Origin of the sequence: Carbonatibacter coralli (assembly GCF_039592655.1) — a bacterium.
In the GTDB taxonomy this organism is placed as follows: Bacteria; Pseudomonadota; Alphaproteobacteria; order Kiloniellales; family Kiloniellaceae; genus Carbonatibacter; species Carbonatibacter coralli.
Genome location: NZ_JBBUTJ010000002.1, coordinates 461,103 through 485,152, shown reverse-complemented (window position 1 = coordinate 485,152; position 24,050 = coordinate 461,103). Strand labels below are relative to the sequence as shown.

Sequence of the window (24,050 nt, the reverse complement as noted above, 5' to 3'; positions counted from 1 at the left end):
AAGAAATTACGCTCCCGGTCAACGGAAAAGCAGATTTTCGGGCGCAATCTGCACCCATACTGGCGCGAGGTCAACTCCGATCCGGAAAAAAACAGAAATCACCCGGAAAATTGTCTCCGGAACAGCCTGTCTGATGCCTTATTGTATTGTCTGCTAAAATGTCGTGGTTCTTTTGCTCTTTTTGGGGCACTATCCTTCCTCTGAACGCGATGCAGCCCGGACAGCTTCAAGCAATATCAATGCGCTGATAGCGGATTTGCGGGTAAGGCAGCGAAGCCTCGGGAAACCTTACAGAGAAGAAAGCGGATGTCTGAACAGCCTCAAGAGATTGCCGAAGACGAAAAAGGGCAGGACAGTCACAATCGTGTGACGAATGCCCGGTCCGTCGAAAAACTGTCTGCTGCCCTGACCCGAATGGAAGAAAAGCTGGAGCAGCGCCTGAGGAACGACGAGGATGTGATCCGGATCCTGCGGGAGGAGCTGTCTGCTGCCCGGGAGGAAAACGAGAACCTGCGTGCTGAAAACGGCAAACTCAGAAAAACCCGCAATGAAGTGCGCGACGGGCTGGATGATGTGATCGGTCAGCTTTCCATCCAGCTGGATGTTCCTGTGAACGATCAGCGGGCCTCTGAAGACAAAACGCAAAAGGCAGAAGAATAATGGCCCAGGTTACAGTTACAGTTCACGGTCGCCGTTATGCCATTGGCTGTCAGGACGGGCAGGAAGAGCATCTGCAAAAGCTGGCAGCCTATATCGACCAGCGTGCGGCACAGCTGGGTGATGTTGCAAAAAGCCTGAGTGAGCCCCAGCTCTTGTTGATGTCCTCGCTCATGATTGCGGATGAACTGCATGAATCGCTTCTCAAGCTTGAAAAGCTTCAGGAAGGGAGCGATACAGGAGAAATTCCGGAGAGCGATTCTCTCTCCCGAAACCAGCCGGAACAGGAGCAGAAAGAGCCGTCCGATGTCGCAGATGCACTTGTTGCTTGCGCAGACCGACTGGAAAAGATTGCGACACGTCTGGAAAAGGATTAACAGAACAGCGAACAGATATTTTCGCTGTTTCCTTATTGAAACATGACAAGGCAGTGCTGCGGGGTGCGTCAGGCAAGAGCGAATCCCTGGGGCCAATGAATATTCTCTAGGGAGCTGTCCCTGTCGAGATCGTGGTCTCGGTATATGGCGCCCACCTGCTTAGGCAGGCCACAGAGGATCCCAACGCCAACGGCTCGCGCGGCACTGCTTTTCAATCCTTTTTGCAGGGTACTTTGACATGACGGAAAAGAGCGCAACACCGCAGACCATTTCTGCCGAGGAAATGGCGGAACTTGATCTTCGCAAAAAAGAGCTTCGCAAGGCGGCCAAAGCGGCACGGGCGCACGCCTTTGCTGCTGATCCCGATGCCGGTCGGAAGGTGTGTGATCACGTTTTTGCGTCTCTGGCACTCTTCAGGGAGGCTGATCCTGCAAACACTGTTGTGTCTGTGTACTGGCCTCTGGGCGACGAGCTGGATCCCATGCCTTTGCTGAACAGCCTGCACGAGAGAGGCTTTGTGCCGGTGCTTCCGGTTATGGAAGGGGATGGCAAGCCTCTGATTTTCCGCCGCTGGGCACCGGGGGATGAGCTGGTTGATGCCGGTTTCGGAACCAGGGAGCCGTCTGCAGACAAGGAAGAGCTGTTTCCCGATATCATTCTGGCGCCGCTGCTGGCTTTTGACAGTGACGGATACCGTTTGGGCTACGGGGGTGGTTTTTATGACCGTACCCTTGCAAAGTTGCGTGCTTTCAAGCAGGTTGCGGCGATTGGTGTGGCCTATGCGGCCCAGGAGATGCCGGCTGTGATCCGTGGTCCCTACGACCAGCCGCTTGATGCAATTGTGACAGAGGAAGGGGCAAAGCTCTTTACGCTGTAGGAGCTGTGCCCTTTTGAAAGCCGGAGAAGGAAGGAACTGGTTCAGTGCGCCTGATGTTTTGTGGAGATGTGGTCGGGCGTTCCGGTCGCGATGCGATTGCGGCTCACCTTCCGGTTCTGAAAAAGGACCTGTCACTCGATTTTGTCGTGGTCAATGGCGAGAATGCAGCATCGGGTTTTGGCATGACCGAGAAGATTTGCAACCAGTTCTTCGAGGCCGGGGCCGATGTCGTCACAGGGGGCAATCATTCCTGGGACCAGCGCGAATGCATTTCCTATATCGAGCGGGAACCCCGCTTGCTGCGTCCGATGAACTTTCCCGAGGGAACACCGGGCAAGGGGGCTGCTGTCTTTGATGCTCCCGGCAATCGCAAGGTGCTTGTGATGAACGCCATGGCGCGTCTTTTCATGGATCCGCTTGATGACCCCTTTGCAGCCGTTCGCAAGATTATGGATCGTGTGAAAATCGGCCACAATGTCGATGCGGTCATTCTGGACTTTCACGGCGAGGCAACCAGTGAAAAGGTTGCGATGGGACACTATCTTGATGGCAAGGCTTCTCTTGTCGTTGGGACCCACACACATATCCCCACAGCCGATCACCAGATTCTTGTGGGCGGCACAGCATTCCAGACGGATGCCGGGATGACCGGTGACTATGATTCCGTGATTGGAATGAACAAGGAAGTGCCCGTCCAGCGATTCCTGAAAAAGATGCCAACCGAGCGCATGCGTCCGGCCGATGGAGAGGCAACACTGTGCGGAATATTCGTTGAAACGGATGATGAGACAGGACTGGCCAGACGCGTTGAACCTGTCAGGGTCGGTGGCCGCCTGTCACAAATGGTGCCTGCTGTTCAGGGATAGGGCATTAAGGCAGAGCGGTTGCGTTTTCAGTTCTTGGTCGCCTCAATGGACTGGGCAACGCCGAGGAACCGTTCGACTTCCTCACCAACCAGCTTTTGCTTGTGGCGGGCATTCTGAAAGACAGTGTGCGCTGTCTCCTGTGACGGGATGGAGATGTCCTTTTCAGCGAGAGCCAGCATGCGGTTGAGATCGTCGATCGCGGAATCCATGGAGAATTCACGAACCTGCTGGGCAGCAAGTGTGCTGGATTGTGGATCGTCATTTTTCAGACTTTGCAAGTCCGGGATCTCAAACAAGGTCGACATGTCATGTGTCCTGCGTGCGAGAGTGGGAATCCGGTATGGGGCCAGACTGACATTGTGTTTATCATATTATGGTTAAGAAAGTGTAAATGCTGTGGCAGGACTGGGGAGAAATCGGGGAAAGCTGTGTTTTGCAGATGCTGAAGGCTTTTCACCGTGCCGATTTTGTTTTACTAAGGCGGGAACAGAACTCTGCCCGGCCTTGTCACAGGTGCATCGGACGCGGAGCTCTTCAGAAATTGACTGTAACGATGAAGTTGGGAAGAAGGCAGTATGGCTGGCCATTCGCAGTTTAAGAACATCATGCACCGCAAGGGCGCGCAGGACAAGAAACGCGCCAAGATCTTTGCTCGTCACACCCGTGAAATCATGGTTGCTGCGCGCAGCGGAATGCCTGACCCGGAACAGAACTCCGCTCTGCGCAATGCTATAATCGCCGCGCGGGCAGCGAACATGCCCAAAGACAACATTGATCGCGCGATCAAACGGGTTGCGGGTGGCGAGGATGTCGCAAACTACGAGGAAATCCGTTACGAGGGTTATGGTCCGGGTGGTGTTGCCGTGATTGTCGAGGCCATGACAGACAACCGCAACCGTACCGCTTCCGAAGTGCGTGCCGCCTTTTCCAAGCACGGTGGAAACATGGCTGAAACCGGTGCGGTCTCCTTCATGTTCGATCGTGTGGGGAATATTCTCTATCCGGCTGATGTGGCCGATGCCGATACAATGTTCGAAGCCGCTGTCGAAGCCGGTGCAGATAACGTCGAGAGCAATGATGACGGTCACGAAATCGTCTGTGATCCTTCCGAGTTTGCAACTGTGCGCGATGCCCTGATCGAAAAGTTCGGCAATCCGACCGAACTGGGTCTGGTCTGGAAGCCGCAGAACACGATCGAGCTGGATGAAGACAAGGCGCGGACCATGATGAAGCTGATCGATGCGCTGGACGAGAGTGATGATGTCGGTACTGTCAGTTCCAACTATGAAATTTCTGACGATGTCATGGCTGCAATTGCAGGCTAGGTGACGTCGGCACGCCCATTTTTTGTGAACGCGGTCTTGTTCTTCTTTCAAGACCGCGTTTGTGTCTCTACACTCCTGATAGGGTTGAGCAGGAGAAACCATGCGTATTCTGGGAATTGATCCGGGCCTGAGGGCTATGGGATGGGGTGTGATTGAATCGGTTGACAACCGTCTGGTTCACATTGCGAACGGAACCATCAAAACAGCTGCAGACCGTGCGATTCCCGAGCGCCTTGTCGAGCTCCATGATGGCCTGAGGGCTGTCATGTCGGATCACCAGCCCGAAGAGGCGGCTGTCGAGATCACCCTTGCCAACAAAAATCCTGATTCCACGCTCAAGCTGGGGATGGCGCGGGGCATTGCCCTGTCGACACCTGCACTGGTGGGCTTGCCAGTCGGGGAATATCTGCCCATGATCGTCAAGAAATCGGTTGTTGGCACAGGGCACGCCGGAAAGGAGCAGGTTCAGATGATGGTTTCGCGGCTTTTGCCGGGTTGTGAACTTCATTCACCTGATTCTGCCGATGCTCTGGCTGTTGCAATCTGTCATGCGCACAACCTTTCAACGGGACGGGCCTGGTCAAAGGGGGTTGAAGATCCCCTGATGGAGGCCCTGATCAACAAGGCAACCGGACGGCGTTCCAGACGGCGCTAGGAAAGAGATCGAAGAAAAACAACAGGCGGGGGCAACGCTGATATGATCGGAAAACTCAAAGGGCTTGTGGACAGCTCCGGTGATGACTGGGTGCTGCTGGATGTCAACGGTGTTGGCTATATTGTTCACTGTTCCTCCCGCACACTGGGTGCCCTGCCTTCCCAGGGTGAGGCAACAAGCCTGATGATTGAAACGCATGTGAGGGAAGACCAGATCACCCTCTACGGATTTTCCTCCGCATCCGAAAAGGATTGTTACAGCCTGCTCTGCACCGTTCAGGGCGTTGGCGCCAAGATGGGGCTGGCCATTCTTTCTGCCTTGTCACCGCAGGAAATCGTCATGGCCATTGCTGCACAGGACAAGACCAGCCTGACCCGCGCCAGTGGTGTCGGGCCGAAGCTGGCGCAGCGGATCCTCAACGAACTGAAAGACAAAACCGCGGGCCTGTCTCTGGGGGAAGGCGCTGTGCTTTCCGGTCGGGACGGTGTTCCGGCCGAAGCCGGCAGCCCTTCCCAGGCGGCTGCCGTACCGGAAGATGCGGTGTCTGCGCTGACCAATCTGGGCTATCGCCGGTCCGAAGCCTATAACGCGGTTTCGAAAATGGCGCTGGAACTTGGTCCGGATGCAACGGTAGAAGATCTGATCAAGGCCGGTTTGAAAGAGTTGATGCCGTGATGCCCGTTGACGGAGATACAAGACAATGAGTGAACAGGACAGACTGGTCTCGGCAAATTTCTCCGAAGGTGATGGTGCCGATCAGTCCATCAGGCCCCTGAGCCTGGGGGAATTTATCGGACAGCGCCAGCTGCGCGAGAACCTGAACATTTTTATTCAGGCTGCAAAACAGCGTGGTGATGCTCTGGATCACGTGCTTTTCTTCGGTCCGCCCGGATTGGGGAAAACAACGCTGTCCCAGGTTGTCGCGCGGGAACTGGGCGTTGGCTTCCGGGCCACTTCCGGACCGGTGATTGCCAAGGCTGGTGATCTGGCGGCTATTCTGACGAACCTTCAGCCCTATGATGTTCTTTTCATTGACGAGATTCACCGTCTCAGTGCGCAGGTGGAGGAAATCCTCTATCCGGCCATGGAAGACTTCAAGCTGGACCTCATTATCGGGGAGGGCCCTGCCGCGCGTTCTGTGCAGATTGATTTGCCGCCCTTTACCCTGATTGGTGCCACAACGCGTTCCGGACTGATCTCGACGCCGCTGCGCGAACGTTTCGGCATTCCGTTGCGCCTGCAATTCTACGAGCCGGAGGAACTGCAACTGGTTGTAAAGCGTGCCGCCGGTATTCTGGGGGCTCCCATGACCGATGATGGGGCCTTTGAAGTGGCCCGGCGTTCGCGCGGTACACCACGTGTGTCAGGGCGGTTGCTGCGGCGTGTGCGTGATTTTGCGGCTGTTGCCGGGCTTGAGGAAATCAATGCCACCGATGCGGATGTTGCTCTGAAACGTCTGGATGTTGACGAGCGCGGGCTGGATGCCATGGATCGCAAGTATCTGCGTACCATTGCCGAAAATTATGGTGGTGGCCCGGTTGGTGCCGAGACACTGGCCGCAGCCCTCTCGGAACAGCGTGATGTCCTGGAGGATGTGATAGAACCCTATCTGATCCAGCAGGGACTTTTGCAGCGGACACCGCGTGGGCGCATGCTGACAACCGCAACCTATGGCTATCTGGGACTGGATGTTCCCCAGGCTTTCAGCGCAGGGGGAGGCGTCGTGCCGTCCGGACAGATGGACTTTCTGGACGGGACGCCCGGAGATGACCTGTCATGAGTGAAATGCAGGCTCTGGATTGCGTGGTCTTTGAAACACCGACTGCGGCTCTGCCAATGAGTGGGGTTTTTGAAAGAGGGGTATTCCGATTGCCCCTGCGTGTCTTTTTTGAGGACACGGATTTTACGGGTGTTGTTTATCACGCCAATTACATAAAGTTCGCTGAACGTGGTCGAACAGAATCCCTGCGCTTTCTCAATCTTGTAGAAAACGGGGGAAACGGGTCGATTCATCAGGTGCTCAAGGAGCAATTCGGCCTTTTTTTTGCCGTAAAGGATTGCTCTCTTAGCTTCGAGAGTCCTGCGCGTGTGGATGAACTGCTGGAGGTTCGGACACGCCTGAAGCCTGCTCGCGGGGCCACGCTGGACTTTGAACAGAAAATCATGCGCGGGGATGAGCTGCTGACTTCGGTTGAACTCCGTGTGGTCTTGTTGAGGGAAAAGGACGGAGGGCTTGCCCGTCCGCCCAGAGAACTGAAATCGCGCCTCGAAGCGCTGTGGCAATAAGGGGGCCGCAAAAACAATGGCAAATGAAGCAGATACCGGAATCCAGGTGACAGAGCTGGGTGGTGGTCAGGTGGAAAATCTGGTTTTGAACACAGCTGCTGCCGGTCATGACCTGAGTGTCTGGGGCCTGTTCCTTCAGGCCGATGTGATTGTGAAGGCCGTGATGATCATGCTGGTCCTGGCGTCTGTCTGGTCCTGGGCTGTGATGATTGACAAGACGCTTTTGCTGCGGCGCCTTCGTAAAAAAGCCGATCAGTTCGAGGATGCCTTCTGGTCCGGAGGATCCCTGTCCGATCTTTTTGACCGTGTTGAAAAACGTGCGACGGATCCGGTTTCCAATATCTTTGTTGCGGCCATGGGCGAGTGGCGCCGCACCAGCAGTCGCGGGGACAGCCTGCGATCCGATGGCGCGCGTGCCGGTTTGCAGCAGCGTATCGAACGGGTGATGGATATCAGTCTCAACAAGGACATGGAATCCGTTGAAAAGAACATGGGCTTTCTGGCTTCTGTCGGTTCTGCAGCTCCCTTTATCGGGCTGTTTGGAACCGTGTGGGGGATCATGAATGCCTTTACCTCCATCGCGGCGTCAAACAACACCTCCCTGGCTGTTGTTGCGCCGGGCATTGCCGAGGCCCTTTTTGCGACAGCTCTGGGGCTGGTGGCTGCCATCCCGGCTGTTCTGGCCTACAATAAACTGTCCAGTGATATCGGTCGCTATGCGGCGCGTCTCGAATCCTTCGCCGGTGAATTCTCCGCCATTCTCTCCCGTCAGCTGGAGGAGAACTGAGCATGGGCGCTTCCATTTCCGGCGGAGGTGGTGGACGGCGTCGAACCCGTCGTTGGGGACGCTCCAGCTATCGTCCGATGAGTGATATCAACGTCACTCCCTTTGTGGATGTGATGCTTGTTCTTCTGATTGTTTTCATGGTGACAGCACCGCTTCTGACAGTGGGTGTTCCCGTTGATCTGCCCAAGACCAAGGCGCAGGCCATCACGGAAGCCGAGGAACCTCTCGTGATCACCGTGAACAGGGAGCGCGAGATCTTCCTTCAGGAATCTGCTGTCGAGATTGTCCAACTGGTGCCACGCCTGCAGGCCATTACCGCGAACAAGCCCGACACCCGTATTTATGTGCGCGGCGATCAGGCGGCACCCTATGGTGAAGTGGCCCGCGTGATGGCGGAACTGCAGAACGCGGGCTTTAACCGTGTGGCCCTGATCACAAAAAGCCCGGGGGTTTCTGCTTCTTCAGCACAAGACGGGGACGGAAACTAGGATATGCCTGTGGGCCTTCTGTTCTCCCTTTTCCTCCATGCGGCTTTGATTGTGGTGTTGATCTTTGGATTGCCTGCTTTCCGTGATCGTATCCAGATTTCCCCTCACATCCCTGTGGAGCTGGTGAGCGAGGAAGAGTTCGCACGTTTGCAGGATGACGAGGCTGTTCTTGAGGAAGAACCCGAGCCAGAACCTGAGCCTGAGCCTGAGCCTGAGCCAGAGCCGGAACCAGAGCCAGAGCCGGAACCAGAGCCAGAGCCGGAACCAGAGCCGGAACCAGAGCCGGAACCAGAGCCAGAGCCGGAACCAGAGCCGGAACCAGAGCCTGAGCCGGAACCCGAGCCGGAGCCAGAGCCTGAGCCTGAGCCGGAACCCGAGCCGGAGCCAGAGCCTGAGCCTGAGCCAGAGCCTGAGCCCGAGCCAGAACCTGAGCCAGAACCTGAGCCAGAACCTGAGCCAGAACTTGAGCCAGAACCTGAGCCCCAGGCTCCAAAGCCGAAGCCGCGTCCAAAGCCGCCCGAGCCTCCCAAAAAGCCGGAGCCGGAACCAAAGCCTGCAAAACCGGCTGATCCGCTGGCAAACATTCTGAAGAATGTTGAAAAGCTGAAGGATGAACCCAAGGCGAAGCCAAGAAGCTCGTCCAGCCAGACGCAACCTCAAAGGACGCAAAAGGCGTCCCGTGCGCAGGTCGCCGGGATGGAACAACTGGTGCGCCAGTCTGTGGAACAAAGGTGGAAGCTGGAGCCTGGTGCCAAGGATGCGCGTGATTTCATCGTTCGGATGACCATTCACCTGACGCGAACCGGGCAGGTTGCCCAGGTGGATATCCAGGATGGCGCCCGTTTCAACCGGGATGCTTTCTTCCGCGCTGCTGCGGAACGGGCGAGGGCGGCCGTGTTTGCTGCTGCACCCTTTGCGCAGCTCAAACCGGAATACTACGACGACTGGAAAACGATTAACCTGACCTTTGATCCCAGTAATCTTTTCTAGGTTCTGGTGTCTTGTAATAGCCACTTTTTCATCGCAATCTCCTTGGCAATGCGATGTATGGGCAGGGCCTCACAGGTCAGGCTCGGAAGAGAGAGAAGGAACGACGCATGATTGTCAGAAACCTTGCCCTGTTTGTAATGGCTGTCGCTCTGATGGCTGTTGGCGCTCTGTTGCCTGCGGGATCAGCCCGGGCCGAACTGAACGTTGATATTACGCGCGGTTATGTTGCGCCGCTGCCGATTGCTGTCACAGACTTTGCCGGTTCCCAGCCGGACGAACAGCTGATCGGCAGTGATATCGCCAAGGTTATTGCGGACAATCTGGAGCGTTCCGGTTTGTTCAAGCCGATCAACAAGAATGCCTTTATCCAGGACAGCGCGTCCCTGCAGGCGGGTGTTCGCTATGGAGACTGGCGTCTGATCAATGCGCAGGCTCTGGTGACCGGCCGCGCCATTCTGCAGGCTGACGGTCGTTTGCGCGTCGAGATTCGCCTGATTGATGTTTTTGCTGAAAACCAGATGATCGGTTTTGCACTGGAGAATGTCAAAACAGCATGGCGCCGCATTGCGCACTACGCTTCGGATCAGATCTACAAGCGTCTGACCGGTGAGGATGGCTATTTCAACACCCGTGTTGTTTACGTTTCCGAATCGGGAACACAGGACAATCGCCGCCGCAGACTGGCGATCATGGACCAGGACGGCTTCGATCACAAATTTCTTACAGACGGCAGAGCGGACGTTTTCACGCCGCGTTTTTCACCGAATCGCCAGGAGATCACCTATCTGTCCTATGAGGGAGGCCAGCCGCGCGTCTATCTGTTGAATCTCAACACCGGACAGCAGGAAGTTCTGGGGAATTTCCGCGGCATGACCTTTGCCCCGCGCTTTACGCCTGACGGGGATACCGTTCTGATGTCCATGGCGGAAAACGGCAACACCGATATCTTTGCGATGGATTTGCCAACCCGCAGAATTCAGCGCCTGACGAACAATCCGGCCATTGACACTTCTCCGTCTCCTTCTCCTGATGGACAGTACATTGTTTTCAACTCTGACCGCGGTGGCAGCCAGCAGCTTTACACCATGCGCCGTGACGGTTCCGACGTGAAGAGAATCTCTTTCAACAAAGGCGCTTACGGTACGCCTGTTTGGTCGCCGCGTGGTGATCTGATTGCCTTTACACGCATCAACAGGGGCACTTTCTACATTGGTGTCATGCGTCCGGACGGCTCCGGAGAACGCATGCTGGCCGAGGGTTTCCACGTGGAGGGACCGACCTGGTCACCGAACGGTCGTGTCTTGTCTTTCTATCGTCAAAGCCGGGCTGATTCGCAGGGCCGCTTTACGACAAAGCTCTATACAATCGACCTGACCGGTTACAATGAACGTGAAGTTCTGACACCTCTGGATGGAACCGATCCGGCCTGGTCGCCTTTGCTGCAATAGCTTTGGTGTGTTCACCGACTTGTTTGTTGCAAAGCTTTTGCAGTTTTGTTTCCCTTGAGTTTCGGGGGGTGAAAATCCTCCAAAACTCTGTAGGCCTTTGGTTTTCAAGACGCTCTTTGCTTGATTATGGGCCGGGAGGTGATATAGTCCTTGCGTGTTAACCAGTTCGACTGGAACTCATGGGGTGTATGAGATTACGAGGAGTCCGGTTCCTTCGGGGGGGCCTTTTCGTGTGTAATTGTAATCGAAGATTTTTAACGAGAGGCAGAATATGCGCTTCAAACTTCTGACCATGTTCGCAGCAGCACTGATTGTCAGCGCGTGTGCGGGCACTTCTTCTGACACTGGAACAGGCTCTTCTGACGGTAGCTCCGCAAACAATGGCGGCAACGGTTCTTCTGTGTCTTCCAACACAATCGATGGCCCGGCTCCCGGCACTCAGGAAGCTCTGCTTGTTGAAGTTGGTGACCGTGTTTTCTACGCAACCGACAGCAGCACTCTTTCTTCTGAAGCTCAGAAAACAGTAGAGACTCTGGCTGTTTGGCTGAACAGCAACCCTTCCGTTACTCTGACACTGGAAGGCAACGCTGACGAACGCGGCACACGTGAGTACAACCTGGCTCTGGGTGAGCGTCGTGCAAATGCTGTTCGCGATTACCTGGTTGATCTGGGTGTAAATGGCAACCGTCTGCAAACCATCTCCTTCGGTAAAGAGCGTCCAGCTGTTCTGGGCTCCAACGAAGCTGCATGGGCTCAAAACCGTCGCACAGTTTTCGTTGTCAACTGATTGGCAACGCAGCGATTTGTAAAAAGCCGCCTCCGGGCGGCTTTTTCTTTTTGGAGAGACGGGCTGAAAACACAAAGTCGCCTCTTGCCACAATCTTTTCAAAAAGCTTTTATAGTTTGAATACCTGTCTGATCAGGATTGCGCCAAAAACCGTCTGGCAGATGCTGTCTTTATGACCACCGCCTTTATGACCACCGAAGGATAAGATGTATGTTGTTTTCACGCCTGTTCAAAGAGCCGGGAGTTCCCGGGAAGTCTGGCCGTCGGATTTGTGGTGCAGTGCTTCTGTCTGCGACGGCGCTGACAGTGAGTGTTGGAACAGCTGTTCCGCAGCATGCCCAGGCTCAGCAACTGGCACAAAGCAATCAGGTGCAGGGGCTGGTCAATCGTCTTGATCGTCTGCAACGTGATATTCTGACCCTTCAGCAGCATGTCTATCAGGGCAAGGAAATCCCGGCCAATGTGACAACAGCCGGACAGGTGCCCGAAGCCGGTGGTGCCAGCCGATCCCGCCTCAATCAGGTTGAGGAGGATATGAGGCGTCTCAATGGTCAGGTCGAGGAGTTCAATTTCCGTCTGCAGCAGGTTGCTGACAAGCTTGATCGTCTCGGTGCTGACATGGAACTGAGATTCTCCCAGCTGGAACAGCAGGGTGGTCCCGTAACAGCGCAGAACAATCCTGCAACCCTTAACACTGCAGCGCAGGCTGCGGCGGGCAATGGAGCGCAGCCGGGTACTCTGGGAGTCATTTCCCAGGGAGCCAATGGTGAAACTGCGGCGGTCACCCAGACTGCTCCGCAGAGCCTGGTGGCGTCAACAGGCTCGACAGCAGGGGTCACCCTGCCGGATACCAGTCCGACACAACAGTATCGTTTTGCCTTTGATCTGCTGCAGCGGGCGCAATACGCACAGGCTGAATCTGCATTTGGACAGTTCGTTGAGGCGCATCCGACGGATCCTCTGGCAGGGAACGCGCAATACTGGCTGGGTGAAACGCATTACGTGCGTGGTGACTTCCAGCAGGCGGCCCTGACCTTTGCGGAGGGCTTCCAGACCTATCCCGACAGCAGCAAGGCACCGGACAATCTGTTGAAGCTGGGACTTTCCCTTTCAGCGCTGGGCAACACGGCTGATGCCTGCGGAACCTTTGATGCCCTGCTGCAGCGCTATCCGAATGCCAACACTGTTATCCTGCAGCGTGCCAGCAGTCAGAAACAGTCCCTGTCCTGTCCGTAATTTGCGTGACGCATGAACGGCACAGAGAAGAAAAGCAGCCCCCGGGCTTTCATTTCACCCTCCAGTCTTGTCCGGCTGGAGGGTGATGCTGCTTTTACGGGTGACGGGGAAAGACTGTCTGAAGCTGAAGCCCCTGCACTGAGTGATCGTGATTTTGATCAGGCCATGGAACGACTTGGTCCGTTCAAGGCAACGGATGTCTTTGCGGTGGCTCTTTCCGGTGGTGCTGATTCCCTGTTGCTGGCCCTGCAAATGGCGCGATGGTGCTCTTCCAGGGATTTGGCTTTTCATACGGTCACTGTTGATCACACACTCAGGCCTGATTCCGGGCTTGAGGCACTTTGGTGCAACTGGCAGATGGGCAGGCGCGGCATTGCCCATGACAGCCTCATCTGGAAACGGAACGAAACCGGACAACAGAAGAAGGTTACCCAGTCAGAAGCGCGCAAGGCCCGTTACGCCTTGCTTGATCACTGGTGTCAAAGACAGGGCGTGACGCATCTTTGCACAGGACATCATCGGGATGATCAGCTGGAAACGGTTCTGATGAGGCGGGAGAAAAAGAGCGGTCCTTTCGGATTGGCCGGGATGTCCATGGTGGTCGAACGGCCCTTCGGGCTTCTGATCAGGCCCTTGCTGGGGGTGCCAAAAGCCGGTTTGACCAGGCGTTTGCGCGATGAGGAACAGCCCTGGCTGGAAGATCCGTCGAACAGCAGGACTGATTACCTTCGAAGCAGGATACGCACTGTGCTTGGAGACATGTCACCTGAAGAGTGCGAGCAGCTTTGCGAAACAACAAGAGCCCTGGGGCAAAGGCGTCACGATCTGGAGCGGGCAGCAAACCATTACCTGCTTGAGCATGCCCGTGTTTCTCCACAGGGTTTTGTCGAACTCGGCCTCGAGGCTGGCTGGCTCGACGAGCCGGAGAACAGGGATGTCCTTGCTCTTGCCATCAGGCGTTCCCTGCAGCTTCTCTCGGATGTGGAGCATCTTCCCGATCTAAAAAGCTGTCTCGATCTGTTGCAGCCCCTGCAGGAGCTTGCCGGGAACAATCAGACAGCGGCTGGCCGGTCGAAACCCCATTTCAGGCAGAATCTGGCCGGATGTATCGTGCAAAGCCGTGGAAGAAGGGCGCTGCAGATCCTGCGTGAAAACAGAGGCTTGCCGGTTGTCGGACTTGAAGCAGGAGAGCAGCGTGCGCCCGGTCAGCCCGTGCGATGGGACGCACGATATGATTTGTGCTATAATTGCGAACTGTTGTTGCGATGGCTTCAGGATTCCGGAGTGATCGCCGACGGGAATGCGAAGCTTTCTGTAGAAAGGACAGCACTGAATGCTGTCCGGGATGCAACAGGCAAACAGTTCGGTCAGACCGTTTGTCAAACCCTGCCGGCGCTCTATGTGGACGGGCGCTGTCTTGCCGTGGCTCTGGAGGCTGTGGTGAGTGAATATGAAGGGGTGGAGTACCCTGTTTTGCCGCTCTTTTGTGCACAAAATGCTTCAATTGTTCCCTTCGAGGCCCTGATGGTGCGCTGGAAGCCAAAAAAAAGCGTCATTGAACACCCCTTTACGGTTGCTTGATGGCGCAGGCGCATTATCTTCAAAGCAGACAACAAAACAAACGAATGGGCATCCTGATCCTTTTTCCACTCCCGGAGCGTAGGGATATCAGGAATGCCTGTCATGTAACGTAAAGGGGCTAAGCCTTGAATCTCGGAAAAAATGCTGCTCTCTGGATTGTTGTGGCGTTGTTGCTCTTTGCCTTGTTTAACCTCTTTCAGGGGCCGACATCGCAAGGTGGTCAGCAACAGATGTCCTATACAGACTTTCTGGCCCAGGTGGAAACCGGCCAGATTCAGACTGTGACAATCAAGGGGCAGGAAATTGTCGGCAAGTATCGCGACGGACAGAACTTCTCCACGCTGCGGATGGAAGACCCCGATCTTCTGAAAACACTGCGGAACAATGGTGTGCGCGTGGATGTTGCGCCACTGGATGATGGTGTGTCCCTGGGGTCCATTCTGATCTCGTGGTTCCCGATGCTGCTTTTGATTGGTGTGTGGATTTTCCTGTTCCGTCAAATGCAGGGCGGCGGTGGCGGCAAGGCCATGGGCTTTGGGAAAAGCAAGGCGAAGCTGCTGACTGAAAAGCAGGGCCGTGTGACCTTTGATGACGTTGCCGGTGTTGATGAAGCGAAGGAAGAACTGCAGGAAGTCGTCGAGTTCCTGCGTGATCCCCAGAAGTTTCAGCGTCTGGGCGGCAAGATTCCGAAAGGCTGCCTGCTTGTCGGACCTCCCGGTACCGGTAAGACCCTTCTGGCCCGTGCTGTTGCCGGAGAAGCCAATGTTCCCTTCTTTACCATTTCCGGCTCTGACTTTGTCGAAATGTTCGTGGGTGTTGGCGCCAGTCGTGTGCGTGACATGTTCGAACAGGGCAAGAAGAATGCACCCTGTCTGATCTTCATTGACGAGATTGATGCGGTCGGTCGTCACCGTGGCGCCGGAATGGGCGGCGGAAATGACGAGCGCGAGCAGACCCTGAACCAGATGCTGGTCGAGATGGATGGTTTTGAGGCCAACGAAGGCGTGATTATCATTGCCGCGACCAACCGTCCGGATGTGCTTGATCAGGCGCTGCTGCGTCCGGGCCGTTTTGACCGTCAGGTCACGGTGCCGAACCCGGATATTCTGGGGCGCGAGACAATTCTGAAGGTTCACCTGCGCAAGGTGCCTGTGGCTCCGGATGTCGAGCCTCGTGTCATTGCGCGCGGTACGCCGGGCTTCTCCGGTGCGGCGCTGGCAAATCTGGTGAACGAGGCAGCCCTGCTGGCCGCCCGTGCAGGCAAGCGCGTTGTGACCATGGCAGATTTCGAAAATGCCAAGGACAAGGTCATGATGGGTGCGGAGCGTCGCTCCATGGTCATGTCTGATGACGAGAAGGAAATGACAGCCTATCACGAAGCGGGTCACGCTCTGGTTGGCTTGCATGTGAAGGGCAATGACCCGCTGCACAAGGTCACAATCATTCCGCGCGGCCGTGCCCTGGGTGTCACCATGAACCTGCCTGAACGGGATCGTCTGGGCTACAAGGTCATGGAGATGAAAGCTCGCCTTGCGATGATGTTCGGTGGTCGTCTGGCCGAGGAAATCATCTATGGTCCTGAAAATGTGACCACTGGTGCGGGCAATGATATCCAGCAGGCCACCAACATGGCACGTGCCATGGTGATGGAGTACGGCATGAGCGACAAGCTTGGCCGCCTGCGCTATGTGTCACGTCAGGATGATCCCTTCAGCTATGGTGGTGGCGGCAATAACGGACTGACTGTTTCCGGTGCCACGCAGAAGATGATTGATGACGAGGTACGTGCGCTGATCGAAGAGGCCGAAGCCGAGGCGCGTCGTGTCCTGACAGAGCATCGTGACCAGCTTGAACTGATCACACGTGCCCTGCTTGAATACGAGACACTGAGTGGCGATGAGGTGAACACCCTTCTGGATAAGGGCTCTCTTGATCGTTCGGATGACAGTGGCAAGGGTTCCGGCTCTGTCCACTCCTCCATTCCGACGACAGGCAAGACCAAGTCGCCTTCTGATGATGCGGATGATGCCGCTCCTGATGGTCCGGCAGAGCCTCAGCCGGAAAGCTGATTGCTCTGACGTTACAGTCATTGATGATGCAGGGCCCTTTCTGATGGAAGGGCCCTGATCTGGTTTTAAAGAGATTTGACGGAGTTCGGGACTGATGGCCCAGAGACTTTATATTCGCCCCATTGCGCTTGTTGATGCTTCTGAAAGACGGGAGGGAGATCTTGCACTGGCTGGTGGCAAACGCTCCTTTTCAGCCGTTGAGGCCCTCTTGCGTGATGAGGAGGGCAAGATCCTCCTGCGCGAAGCCGGGTCTGTCACAGGGCTGATGGACTGGGTCAAACGCAGCTGTCCCGATCAGGAAGCCCGTGCCGCAGAACTTCTGCAACGTCTCCAGATGCCACGGGCTGCCTTTTCCGGTTTGCCAATGGACGAGCCGCATATCATGGCGGTGATCAATGCGACACCTGATTCCTTCTCTGACGGAGGGGATCGGCTTGATCCGGATGTGGCTGTTGCTGATGGTCTGAGGCTGTGGGAAGCGGGGGCAACCCTTCTGGATATCGGCGGTGAATCAACCCGCCCGGGTGCAGACCCGGTCAGTGAGGATGAAGAGCTCCGACGTGTTATTCCGGTCATCGAGGGCTTGAAAGCCGCTGGCACACGGGTTTCAATCGACACCCGTCATGCCCGTGTTATGCGTGAAGCCGTCGCAGCCGGGGCAGATATCATCAATGATGTCTCCGGTCTGGAAGGGGATCCCGATTCCCTGCAGACTGCTGTTGAGTGCGGCGTTCCGGTGATGCTGATGCACATGCAGGGCAATCCCCTGACCATGCAGCACAATCCCACCTACAGCGATGCTGCTCTTGATGTTTATGACTATCTGGAAAAACGGGTTGAGGGCTGTGTGAATGCGGGTATTCCCCGGGACATGATCTGTGTGGACCCGGGTATTGGTTTCGGAAAAACCATTGAACACAATCTGCGCCTTCTGGACATGCAGGCCCTGCTGCATGGCACAGGCTGTCCGGTACTGCTGGGCGTCAGTCGCAAAAGCTTTATTGGCAGGCTTTCCGCCGGTGAGGAGCCAAAGGACCGCGTGGCCGGGTCATTGGCCTGTGCCCTGGATGGCTGGCGCAAGGGTGTTCAGTTTTTCAGGGTGCACGATGTCGCGGAGACAGTGCAGGCTTTCAGAATTGCACGTGCGATAGCAGAACGTTAAGGTTATCCGGATACACTATTTTTCCCTGTACTCGTAAAATCTGATTCTCCAGATTCAAGGGCAAACAACAAGAAGACAGTTGGAGCAGACGTTCAATGGCTCGTAAGCTTTTCGGTACGGACGGTATTCGCGGTACCGCCAATTCCAATCCGGTAACAGCAGAAATTGCGATGGCGGTTGCCAAGGCGGCCGGTTCCCACTTTACCCGGGGCGATCACAGACACACTGTTGTTATTGGCAAGGACACGCGACTTTCGGGCTATCTGCTGGAACCTGCACTGACTGCCGGATTTATTGCCGTGGGCATGGATGTTATCCTGCTGGGGCCGGTTCCCACGCCTGCTGTGGGAATGCTGACCCGTTCGATGCGTGCCGATATGGGCGTGATGATTTCGGCATCGCACAATCCGTATCAGGACAATGGTATCAAGCTTTTCGGTCCGGATGGTTTCAAGCTGAACGATGCTGTCGAGGCAGAGATCGAAGCTCTTGTCGAGGACCCGTCTTCCATTGCTCTGGCCCCCTCGGAAAAACTGGGTCGTGCCCGTCGACTGGATGATGCTGCGGGTCGCTATATCGAATTTGTAAAGAACAGCTTTCCGCGCGATCTGCGTCTTGATGGCCTCAAGATCGTTGTCGATTGTGCGAACGGCGCAGCCTACAAGGTGGCGCCAACCGTTCTCTATGAACTGGGCGCAGAGGTGATCCCTGTCGCTGTGCAGCCGGATGGCTTCAACATCAACAAGAATTGCGGTGCAACAGCACCGGGGACCTTGCGGGAGGCTGTGGTAACGCACAATGCCGACTTTGGTATTGCTCTGGATGGAGATGCCGATCGCCTGATCATGGTGGATGAAAAGGGGCAGGTGATTGACGGGGACCAGGTCATGGCCCTGATTGCCAAGACACTTCATCAGTCCGGACAGTTGAAAGGTAACGGGGTTGTTGCGACGGTCATGTCCAATATGGGGCTTGAAAACTATCTGAAAGAGCTGGGACTGGATCTGATCCGGACCTCGGTCGGGGATCGCTATGTTCTCGAGGAAATGCGCAAGTCCGGCTACAACCTCGGTGGTGAGCAATCCGGTCACATGATCCTGAGTGATCACGCGACAACAGGGGACGGCCTGATGGCTGCCCTGCAGGTGATTGCTGCAATTCTCCGCGATGGTCGCAAGGCCAGTGAGGTTATGCGTGCCTTTGAGCCCTATCCGCAAATTCTGAAGAATGTCCGTATTTCTTCCGGTCAACCCCTGGATGAGGTGCTGGACCTGTCCCAGGTCAGGGAAGCCATCGATGAGGGAGGACGTTCCCTTGAAGGCAGCGGGCGTGTGCTGATCCGAAAATCCGGGACCGAGCCTGTGATCCGTGTCATGGCTGAAGGCAGGGAAAATGATCAGGTGAACGCCGTTGTTGACAGAATCAAAGCCGTGATCGAACAGGCGGCAGATGCCTGAATCTGAAGCCTGCCCCTGCTGTTCCGGTCTGTCCTACGGGAATTGCTGTGCACCTTTTCACAAGGGCACAGCCAGACCTGAGACATCGGAGGCTCTGATGCGGTCACGCTATGCGGCCTATGTGAAACAGCAGATTGACTATCTCAGAGAAACACTCTGGCCTTCGGAGCAAAGGAAGTTTGATGCTTTGGGGACGCTTCAGCGTGCTACCCAAAGCGAGTGGCTGGGGCTGGAAATCGTGGCCTGTGAAAAAGGCTTGGCAGACGATCAGCAGGGGACTGTGACCTTTGTTGCCCGTTCCCGCTTTGAGGGCATGCCATTCGGGGAAACGCATGAGCAGAGGGAAAAGAGCCTCTTCAAGCGGAAGGCAGGCCGCTGGTATTACGTCAGGGCCCTGAAGGAATAGATCTCAAAAGCCTGCTGTGTGAAGTCCGTAGGCAAGCAGGGCGGACAGTCCAAGGGTCCGGACAATTGACCATTTCAGGGCCAGCAACATCACTGCGGAAAGCAGTGACAATCCCAGAACCTTCGGATCAAGCGAGGCAGGTTCGGGCAGGCTCAGCTTTGTGATCCCGAGATCGAGAACCAGTTTCTGTGTAAAGAAGACCTGAAAGGCAAACCAGAGACTGAGGTTGAGGATAACGCCGACGACGGCGGTTGTAATGCCACCCAGTGCGCGCCGGATTTTCGGGTGGTGATTGAGTTGATCCAGCAGGGGCGCACCTGAGAAAATCCAAAGAAAACAGGGGGTAAAGGTGCACCAGAGTACAACAATTGCCCCGGCCATTCCGGCCAGAAGGGCCTGGTCCCATCCTGCATTTTTATAGGCGGCGAGATAGCCTACAAACTGTGTGACAAGGATCAGTGGACCGGGGGTTGTTTCCGCCAGTCCCAGCCCGTCGACCATCTCCCCCGCATTCAGCCAGCCAAACTGCTGGACAACGTCCTGTGCCATGTAGCTCAGAACGGCGTAGGCACCACCAAAGGTCACCACAGCCAGTTTTGAGGCAAAAAGCCCGAGCTGGCTGAAGAGGTCCCCCGGACCAGCCAGAACAATCAGTCCAATCAGGGGCAGCAGCCAGATTGCAAGCCAGAGGGTTGCTGTCTGCCCGATGGTTTTCAGACTGCCCTTGAAAGTGGATTGCGGGGCTGTGCTCTGATGGGCTGCCCCTCCCAGAAAACCGAGATAACCGACAAGTCCTGCAATCATGATAATCAGGGGAAAGGGGAGGTTCAGGGCAAAGAGGGCGACAAAGGAACAGAAAGCAAAGAGCCATTGGGCCCTGTTTTGCAGTGCCTTTTTGCTCAATCGCATCAGGGCCTGGAGAACGATGATCAGTACTGTGGCTTTCACACCTGTAAAGAGGACCTGGGCCAGAGGCTGCTCCCCGAACAGGGCGTAGAGTGTTGCCAGAGCCATGATCACAGTTGCCCCCGGCAGGATGAAGAGCAGTCCTGCGATCAATCCTCCGCGCGTGCCCGCAACTTTCCAGCCGCTGTAGGCGGCCAGCTGCATGGCCTCCGGGCCGGGCAAGAGCATACAGAAACTCAGGGCATCCAGAAACTCCTGCTCCGTGAACCAGTCCCGGTCTTCAACCAGTTCCTTGTGCATCATGGCGATCTGTGCCGTGGGGCCGCCAAAGGACAGGAGGCCAATCCGGAGCCAAACCGAAAAGAGCTCTGAGAGACTGATGGATGAGGCGCGGCTTTTTTGCACGAGGGAGATCCCCTGAAGGAACAGGCAGGAAAGATGAAAGCTTTCTATCATGTATTTCCAGGCTGTGCATGACTTTCAGTTTTCCATACTTTTTTTCAATGATAGGCTTGTTCGGGAGCTGTGGTTCGCTAGACTGGACAGTCTGAAAAAAGAACAACAAGAAAAAATGCAGTGCCAAGACACTGTATAAAATGGTTTTTGTTCGGGGTATTGGTGAGATCTTCTGATGGCGTTGTCGATGTGTCTCAAAGCATTTTTACTGCTTTTAACCTTCTGGGTTGTGCAGTTGTCTGCTTTGCTTCCTGCAAGAGCGACCGAAGATGGACAGGCAGAAACAGTGCCGGGACGAAAGGGTGTTGTGTCCGTTACTGTCGGGGAGCATTTTCCTCCCTTTATTGATGCCACGCTTGATGGGGGCGGGCCATTGGTCCGGCTGGTCAACCGTGTCTTTGTCAGGGCGGGGTACGATATTGATGTCAATTATGCTCCCTGGAAGAGAGGCGTGCAGGATCTCAGGACGGGACGGCATGATGTCAGTTTCCCCTATCTCTGGACCGAGGAGCGGGCGGCCGAGTTTATTTTTTCGGAACCGGTCTTGTATACAAGGCGGGTGATCTATTTCCGCAAGGGCGAGACACCGGAAAGTTTCACCAGAGAAAGCCTTGAGAGCAAAAGCTATTGCGAGCCGCTGGGCTATCTGAAAACACCTGTTCTGAAGCAGCTGGTCGAGCAGGGAATTTTGAAAAGCACATCAAGCAACACAATGGAGCAGTGTTTCCAGATGCTGAAAAACAGACGGGTGGACTTTGTTCCTGTCGGTCTGGAACTGGGCTGGAGAATACTGCTGTCCTTTCAGGAGCGGGATGACATCCTGAACAGCTATGAAACCGTCAGTCTGGGGAGCAATATCGGGCAGCGTCTGATGTTCTCGTCCTTCAAGGGGCGGGAGAAAATGCGGGACGCCTTTGACAGAGCCCTGCTGGAGCTTCAGAGAAACGGAGAGATGGATCAACTGGTACGGGAGACCTTTCGGGAAACTGCACCTGCAGAGCTGCAACCCCGGGTGAAGTTCGAACTGTACTAGACAGTGATCTGTTCCGGTATCAGATCAGAGACGAAATCTGGACAATCAGCGCATCAAGGCTTTTGTTTTTTGAATAGGTGAACTCATAGCCCTTTGCGATCATTTCGGCGGCTTTGCCCGGTGTTCTCTGCCACTGGATCAGCTGATTTGCGATGGCCTGCGAGAGTTCTTCCGCTTCTTCTGTATCCGTGGCCTGAAGCAGGCAGCCGGACGTCAGCATCTCCCGCGTTATGGTCTCGAAGTTCTGCATCTGGGCACCGCAGAAAATTGCGCTGCCCTGGCGCGCCGGTTCCAGAGGGTTCTGCCCGCCCCTGCGCAGGAAAGACCCGCCGATCACGACATGCCTGGCGAGACTGTACCAAAGTCCCATCTCCCCGAGGGTGTCCAGCAGATACACTGCTGTACCGGCCTCGGGTTTTTCGTCCCTGCTGCGCTGGGCCACAACCAGTCCCTGCGCCCGCAATGTCCGGGCAATCTCGTCCCCGCGTTCAGGGTGGCGTGGTGCCAGCAGCAGGAGAGGCAGAGTGTCTTCGGAGCCTTGCATGACCTTTTGGTGGGCCAGTCCCATCAGTTCCTCTTCTCTGGGGTGTGTGGAGGCCGCAAGCCAGACAAACCTGCCCTTCAGGCTGTCCTGCAGCGCAGCCTTGTCCTCTTCCCGAAAAGGCAGGGGATCTGCTGCGTACTTCAGGTTGCTCATGGTGTGAACGTTCAGATGACCCAGTATCCTGAACCGTTCGCCATCCTGATCGGACTGGGCGTGGATCTGCGCAAAGCTTTGCAGCATGTAGGCAATGGCTTCCGGGAGATGCCTTTTCCAGCTCCTGCCGGAGCGCTCCGACATGCGGGCATTGATCAGAAGCGCGGGAATTTCAAAGTCCTGAAGGTTCATCAGCAGGTTGGGCCAGAGTTCGGATTCAACCAGAATGGCCAGATCAGGCTTCCAGTGGGAGAGGAAACGCCGGGTTGCTGCAAAGGTATCGACAGGGATGAACTGGTGAACAGCATTGTCAGGCAGACGCTCTGCCATCAGTTTTGAAGAGGTCACAGTGCCGCTGGTCACAAGAAAACGGAGGTCGGAACGGCGTTCGTTCAGCTTCCTGATCAGGGTCAGAATCGAAAGCGTCTCCCCGACCGAGGCGCCGTGGAGCCAGACCAGCTTGCCATCTTCGCGTTCAAGCGAGGAATGGCCAAAACGTTCCGGCAGGCGCCGGGCGTCTTCCTTGCCCTTGCGGATGCGCTTTTTCAGATGAAGCGCAATCAGTGGGGACAGGAGTGCTGTCAGACCTTTGTAGAGTTGAAGGGATACAGGCTTTTTAAGGCGGGATGGGCTCATGAACAGGACCTGCTGTGACGTCTTTTTCTCTGTTTCTGCCAGTTTTGGCCTTTTCCATTGTTTGCCTGACTTTTAAAGAATGCACAAGGGTTCTTGAGAAAAGCAAGGGGCAGCCCTTTTCGGGACCTGCTGTTTGGGGTAGTGATGAAGGAACCATTTGAAACAGGCGGGAAAAGAATGACGGTGCTTCAAGCGGTCAATGAGGAAAATCTCTGGATTGAAGTCCGACCTGACAGTCCCTTTCGACACCGTGGAGAGACAGCGGCACGGGAGGGCAATCTGCTGCCTGCACTCTTTCTGGATCGGGATGGCGTGGTTGTTGAGGAAGTCAACTATCTGTCCAGCCCTGAAGATGTCGCCCTGGAAGCAGGTGTTGCCTCGCAGATTGCCGAAGCCAATGCAGCAGGCATCCCCGTTGTTCTGGTGACCAATCAGTCCGGTTTGGCCCGTGGCTATTTCGAATGGGCCGATTTCGCTGCTGTTCAGGAACGCCTGCATGCCCTACTGACTGCACAGGGGGCACGTCTTGATATGGTTCTGGCTTGTCCCTATCACCGGGACGGGCAACGTTTTGTCCATGCAAACCATCCTTTCAGAAAACCCAATCCGGGAATGCTGCTTGAAGCGGCCGGAACCCTGCAGCTCGATCTGGAAAAATCTGTCATGGTCGGGGACAGTCTGAGTGACATTCAGGCTGCTTTCAATGCGGGACTTCGGACTGCAGCCCATGTCCTGACCGGGCACGGAGACGGACAGAGGCCACTGCTTGAGGACTGGTGTGCAGAGCAGCCCGGCTTCACTGTGCTCAGGCTGAAAGGGCTTGAAGCCCTGTCCCTGCGGGATTGTTTCGGCTCGCGGTGATCCTGCA

At 55.7% G+C, this 24,050-nt stretch carries 26 protein-coding genes and 1 other RNA gene; 24 read left to right on the top strand and 3 right to left on the bottom strand.

Annotation, left to right across the window (positions count from 1 at the left end; translation table 11 throughout):
• Window positions 1-306: 306 nt before the first annotated feature.
• From AAAH10_RS07740 to AAAH10_RS07720, 5 genes are all read left to right on the top strand, one after another.
• A complete protein-coding gene (locus AAAH10_RS07740; protein WP_343562233.1) occupies window positions 307-660 on the top strand; it encodes a hypothetical protein in 354 nt (117 codons plus the stop codon).
• Window positions 660-1,034 (top strand): cell division protein ZapA, encoded by a 375-nt coding sequence (locus AAAH10_RS07735; RefSeq protein ID WP_343562231.1) that lies wholly within the window; start codon window positions 660-662, stop codon window positions 1,032-1,034. The genes AAAH10_RS07740 and AAAH10_RS07735 overlap by 1 nt, the downstream gene beginning before the upstream one ends.
• Before the next feature lie 50 nt (window positions 1,035-1,084).
• Window positions 1,085-1,243, top strand: a non-coding RNA gene (gene ssrS / locus AAAH10_RS07730) — 6S RNA.
• Window positions 1,244-1,272: 29 nt separating this feature from the next.
• A complete protein-coding gene (locus AAAH10_RS07725) occupies window positions 1,273-1,911 on the top strand; it encodes a 5-formyltetrahydrofolate cyclo-ligase (RefSeq protein WP_343562229.1) in 639 nt (212 codons plus the stop codon).
• Between the two features lie 44 nt (window positions 1,912-1,955).
• Entirely contained in the window at window positions 1,956-2,777 is an 822-nt protein-coding gene (locus tag AAAH10_RS07720) for a TIGR00282 family metallophosphoesterase (protein ID WP_343562227.1), read from the top strand.
• A gap of 26 nt (window positions 2,778-2,803) precedes the next feature.
• Here the strand turns inward: AAAH10_RS07720 and AAAH10_RS07715 are convergent, their stop codons facing one another.
• Complete coding sequence (locus tag AAAH10_RS07715; RefSeq protein WP_343562226.1) at window positions 2,804-3,082, bottom strand: hypothetical protein; 279 nt, start codon at window positions 3,080-3,082, stop codon at window positions 2,804-2,806.
• Between the two features lie 270 nt (window positions 3,083-3,352).
• On the opposite strand from AAAH10_RS07715, the gene AAAH10_RS07710 reads away from it, so the two are divergent.
• The 17 genes from AAAH10_RS07710 (at window position 3,353) to AAAH10_RS07630 (ending at window position 19,454) form a co-directional block, all read left to right on the top strand.
• Window positions 3,353-4,102: a YebC/PmpR family DNA-binding transcriptional regulator gene (locus tag AAAH10_RS07710; RefSeq protein ID WP_343562225.1), complete on the top strand. Its 750-nt coding sequence runs from the start codon at window positions 3,353-3,355 to the stop codon at window positions 4,100-4,102.
• A 100-nt stretch (window positions 4,103-4,202) separates the two neighbouring features.
• Window positions 4,203-4,757: a crossover junction endodeoxyribonuclease RuvC gene (gene ruvC, locus AAAH10_RS07705; RefSeq protein WP_343562223.1), complete on the top strand. Its 555-nt coding sequence runs from the start codon at window positions 4,203-4,205 to the stop codon at window positions 4,755-4,757.
• Between the two features lie 42 nt (window positions 4,758-4,799).
• The gene (ruvA, locus tag AAAH10_RS07700) at window positions 4,800-5,432 is read left to right on the top strand and encodes a Holliday junction branch migration protein RuvA (protein WP_343562221.1); all 633 of its coding nucleotides are present in this window, start codon (window positions 4,800-4,802) and stop codon (window positions 5,430-5,432) included.
• A 25-nt stretch (window positions 5,433-5,457) separates the two neighbouring features.
• The gene (gene ruvB, locus AAAH10_RS07695) at window positions 5,458-6,537 is read left to right on the top strand and encodes a Holliday junction branch migration DNA helicase RuvB (RefSeq protein WP_343562220.1); all 1,080 of its coding nucleotides are present in this window, start codon (window positions 5,458-5,460) and stop codon (window positions 6,535-6,537) included.
• Complete coding sequence (locus AAAH10_RS07690) at window positions 6,534-7,043, top strand: YbgC/FadM family acyl-CoA thioesterase (RefSeq protein WP_343562218.1); 510 nt, start codon at window positions 6,534-6,536, stop codon at window positions 7,041-7,043. Before ruvB ends, AAAH10_RS07690 begins: the two co-directional genes overlap by 4 nt.
• 16 nt (window positions 7,044-7,059) lie before the next feature.
• Window positions 7,060-7,830 carry a protein TolQ gene (gene tolQ, locus AAAH10_RS07685; protein ID WP_343562216.1) on the top strand — a complete coding sequence of 257 codons (771 nt, stop codon included), beginning with the start codon at window positions 7,060-7,062 and terminating at the stop codon, window positions 7,828-7,830.
• A 2-nt stretch (window positions 7,831-7,832) separates the two neighbouring features.
• A complete protein-coding gene (gene tolR, locus AAAH10_RS07680; protein WP_343562214.1) occupies window positions 7,833-8,318 on the top strand; it encodes a protein TolR in 486 nt (161 codons plus the stop codon).
• A gap of 154 nt (window positions 8,319-8,472) precedes the next feature.
• Window positions 8,473-8,907: a hypothetical protein gene (locus AAAH10_RS07675; RefSeq protein WP_343562212.1), complete on the top strand. Its 435-nt coding sequence runs from the start codon at window positions 8,473-8,475 to the stop codon at window positions 8,905-8,907.
• Window positions 8,892-9,308 carry a cell envelope integrity protein TolA gene (gene tolA / locus AAAH10_RS07670; protein ID WP_503128504.1) on the top strand — a complete coding sequence of 139 codons (417 nt, stop codon included), beginning with the start codon at window positions 8,892-8,894 and terminating at the stop codon, window positions 9,306-9,308. Before AAAH10_RS07675 ends, tolA begins: the two co-directional genes overlap by 16 nt.
• 107 nt (window positions 9,309-9,415) lie before the next feature.
• Window positions 9,416-10,756 carry a Tol-Pal system beta propeller repeat protein TolB gene (tolB, locus tag AAAH10_RS07665; protein WP_343562208.1) on the top strand — a complete coding sequence of 447 codons (1,341 nt, stop codon included), beginning with the start codon at window positions 9,416-9,418 and terminating at the stop codon, window positions 10,754-10,756.
• A gap of 271 nt (window positions 10,757-11,027) precedes the next feature.
• Window positions 11,028-11,543, top strand: coding sequence for a peptidoglycan-associated lipoprotein Pal (gene pal, locus AAAH10_RS07660; protein ID WP_343562206.1), 516 nt, complete (start codon window positions 11,028-11,030; stop codon window positions 11,541-11,543).
• 210 nt (window positions 11,544-11,753) lie between these two features.
• Window positions 11,754-12,779 (top strand): tol-pal system protein YbgF, encoded by a 1,026-nt coding sequence (ybgF, locus tag AAAH10_RS07655; protein ID WP_343562204.1) that lies wholly within the window; start codon window positions 11,754-11,756, stop codon window positions 12,777-12,779.
• Between the two features lie 12 nt (window positions 12,780-12,791).
• Entirely contained in the window at window positions 12,792-14,360 is a 1,569-nt protein-coding gene (tilS, locus tag AAAH10_RS07650; protein WP_343562202.1) for a tRNA lysidine(34) synthetase TilS, read from the top strand.
• A 125-nt stretch (window positions 14,361-14,485) separates the two neighbouring features.
• Entirely contained in the window at window positions 14,486-16,429 is a 1,944-nt protein-coding gene (ftsH, locus tag AAAH10_RS07645) for an ATP-dependent zinc metalloprotease FtsH (protein ID WP_343562200.1), read from the top strand.
• 94 nt (window positions 16,430-16,523) lie between these two features.
• Window positions 16,524-17,591 (top strand): dihydropteroate synthase, encoded by a 1,068-nt coding sequence (gene folP, locus AAAH10_RS07640; RefSeq protein WP_343562198.1) that lies wholly within the window; start codon window positions 16,524-16,526, stop codon window positions 17,589-17,591.
• 95 nt (window positions 17,592-17,686) lie between these two features.
• The gene (glmM, locus tag AAAH10_RS07635; protein ID WP_343562196.1) at window positions 17,687-19,048 is read left to right on the top strand and encodes a phosphoglucosamine mutase; all 1,362 of its coding nucleotides are present in this window, start codon (window positions 17,687-17,689) and stop codon (window positions 19,046-19,048) included.
• Window positions 19,041-19,454 carry a YchJ family protein gene (locus AAAH10_RS07630; protein ID WP_343562195.1) on the top strand — a complete coding sequence of 138 codons (414 nt, stop codon included), beginning with the start codon at window positions 19,041-19,043 and terminating at the stop codon, window positions 19,452-19,454. Before glmM ends, AAAH10_RS07630 begins: the two co-directional genes overlap by 8 nt.
• Before the next feature lie 3 nt (window positions 19,455-19,457).
• On the opposite strand, the gene chrA is transcribed toward AAAH10_RS07630, so the two are convergent.
• Entirely contained in the window at window positions 19,458-20,765 is a 1,308-nt protein-coding gene (gene chrA / locus AAAH10_RS07625; RefSeq protein ID WP_343562194.1) for a chromate efflux transporter, read from the bottom strand.
• Between the two features lie 286 nt (window positions 20,766-21,051).
• Between chrA and AAAH10_RS07620 the strand changes: the two genes are divergently transcribed.
• Entirely contained in the window at window positions 21,052-21,849 is a 798-nt protein-coding gene (locus tag AAAH10_RS07620; RefSeq protein WP_343562192.1) for a substrate-binding periplasmic protein, read from the top strand.
• Window positions 21,850-21,868: 19 nt separating this feature from the next.
• Here AAAH10_RS07620 and AAAH10_RS07615 read toward each other — a convergent pair whose 3' ends face one another.
• Window positions 21,869-23,182, bottom strand: a complete 1,314-nt coding sequence (locus AAAH10_RS07615; RefSeq protein WP_343562190.1) for a 3-deoxy-D-manno-octulosonic acid transferase — start codon at window positions 23,180-23,182, stop codon at window positions 21,869-21,871.
• 177 nt (window positions 23,183-23,359) lie between these two features.
• Between AAAH10_RS07615 and AAAH10_RS07610 the strand changes: the two genes are divergently transcribed.
• Complete coding sequence (locus AAAH10_RS07610) at window positions 23,360-24,043, top strand: D-glycero-alpha-D-manno-heptose-1,7-bisphosphate 7-phosphatase (RefSeq protein ID WP_343562188.1); 684 nt, start codon at window positions 23,360-23,362, stop codon at window positions 24,041-24,043.
• Window positions 24,044-24,050 lie beyond the last annotated feature (7 nt).

Excerpts from the sequence above, each read along its gene's own strand:
- AAAH10_RS07740 (WP_343562233.1), top strand. The coding sequence starts at position 307 with ATGTCTGAACAGCCTCAAGAGATTGCCGAAGACGAAAAAGGGCAGGAC.
- ruvB (WP_343562220.1), top strand. The coding sequence starts at position 5,458 with ATGAGTGAACAGGACAGACTGGTCTCGGCAAATTTCTCCGAAGGTGAT.
- tolR (WP_343562214.1), top strand. The coding sequence starts at position 7,833 with ATGGGCGCTTCCATTTCCGGCGGAGGTGGTGGACGGCGTCGAACCCGT.
- AAAH10_RS07735 (WP_343562231.1), top strand. The coding sequence starts at position 660 with ATGGCCCAGGTTACAGTTACAGTTCACGGTCGCCGTTATGCCATTGGC.
- AAAH10_RS07710 (WP_343562225.1), top strand. The coding sequence starts at position 3,353 with ATGGCTGGCCATTCGCAGTTTAAGAACATCATGCACCGCAAGGGCGCG.
- ruvA (WP_343562221.1), top strand. The coding sequence starts at position 4,800 with ATGATCGGAAAACTCAAAGGGCTTGTGGACAGCTCCGGTGATGACTGG.
- tolB (WP_343562208.1), top strand. The coding sequence starts at position 9,416 with ATGATTGTCAGAAACCTTGCCCTGTTTGTAATGGCTGTCGCTCTGATG.
- tilS (WP_343562202.1), top strand. The coding sequence starts at position 12,792 with ATGAACGGCACAGAGAAGAAAAGCAGCCCCCGGGCTTTCATTTCACCC.
- AAAH10_RS07725 (WP_343562229.1), top strand. The coding sequence starts at position 1,273 with ATGACGGAAAAGAGCGCAACACCGCAGACCATTTCTGCCGAGGAAATG.
- ruvC (WP_343562223.1), top strand. The coding sequence starts at position 4,203 with ATGCGTATTCTGGGAATTGATCCGGGCCTGAGGGCTATGGGATGGGGT.
- pal (WP_343562206.1), top strand. The coding sequence starts at position 11,028 with ATGCGCTTCAAACTTCTGACCATGTTCGCAGCAGCACTGATTGTCAGC.
- AAAH10_RS07630 (WP_343562195.1), top strand. The coding sequence starts at position 19,041 with ATGCCTGAATCTGAAGCCTGCCCCTGCTGTTCCGGTCTGTCCTACGGG.
- tolQ (WP_343562216.1), top strand. The coding sequence starts at position 7,060 with ATGGCAAATGAAGCAGATACCGGAATCCAGGTGACAGAGCTGGGTGGT.
- folP (WP_343562198.1), top strand. The coding sequence starts at position 16,524 with ATGGCCCAGAGACTTTATATTCGCCCCATTGCGCTTGTTGATGCTTCT.
- glmM (WP_343562196.1), top strand. The coding sequence starts at position 17,687 with ATGGCTCGTAAGCTTTTCGGTACGGACGGTATTCGCGGTACCGCCAAT.
- AAAH10_RS07675 (WP_343562212.1), top strand. The coding sequence starts at position 8,473 with ATGACGAGGCTGTTCTTGAGGAAGAACCCGAGCCAGAACCTGAGCCTG.
- AAAH10_RS07615 (WP_343562190.1), bottom strand. The coding sequence starts at position 23,182 with ATGAGCCCATCCCGCCTTAAAAAGCCTGTATCCCTTCAACTCTACAAA.
- ybgF (WP_343562204.1), top strand. The coding sequence starts at position 11,754 with ATGTTGTTTTCACGCCTGTTCAAAGAGCCGGGAGTTCCCGGGAAGTCT.
- AAAH10_RS07690 (WP_343562218.1), top strand. The coding sequence starts at position 6,534 with ATGAGTGAAATGCAGGCTCTGGATTGCGTGGTCTTTGAAACACCGACT.
- AAAH10_RS07715 (WP_343562226.1), bottom strand. The coding sequence starts at position 3,082 with ATGTCGACCTTGTTTGAGATCCCGGACTTGCAAAGTCTGAAAAATGAC.
- AAAH10_RS07610 (WP_343562188.1), top strand. The coding sequence starts at position 23,360 with ATGACGGTGCTTCAAGCGGTCAATGAGGAAAATCTCTGGATTGAAGTC.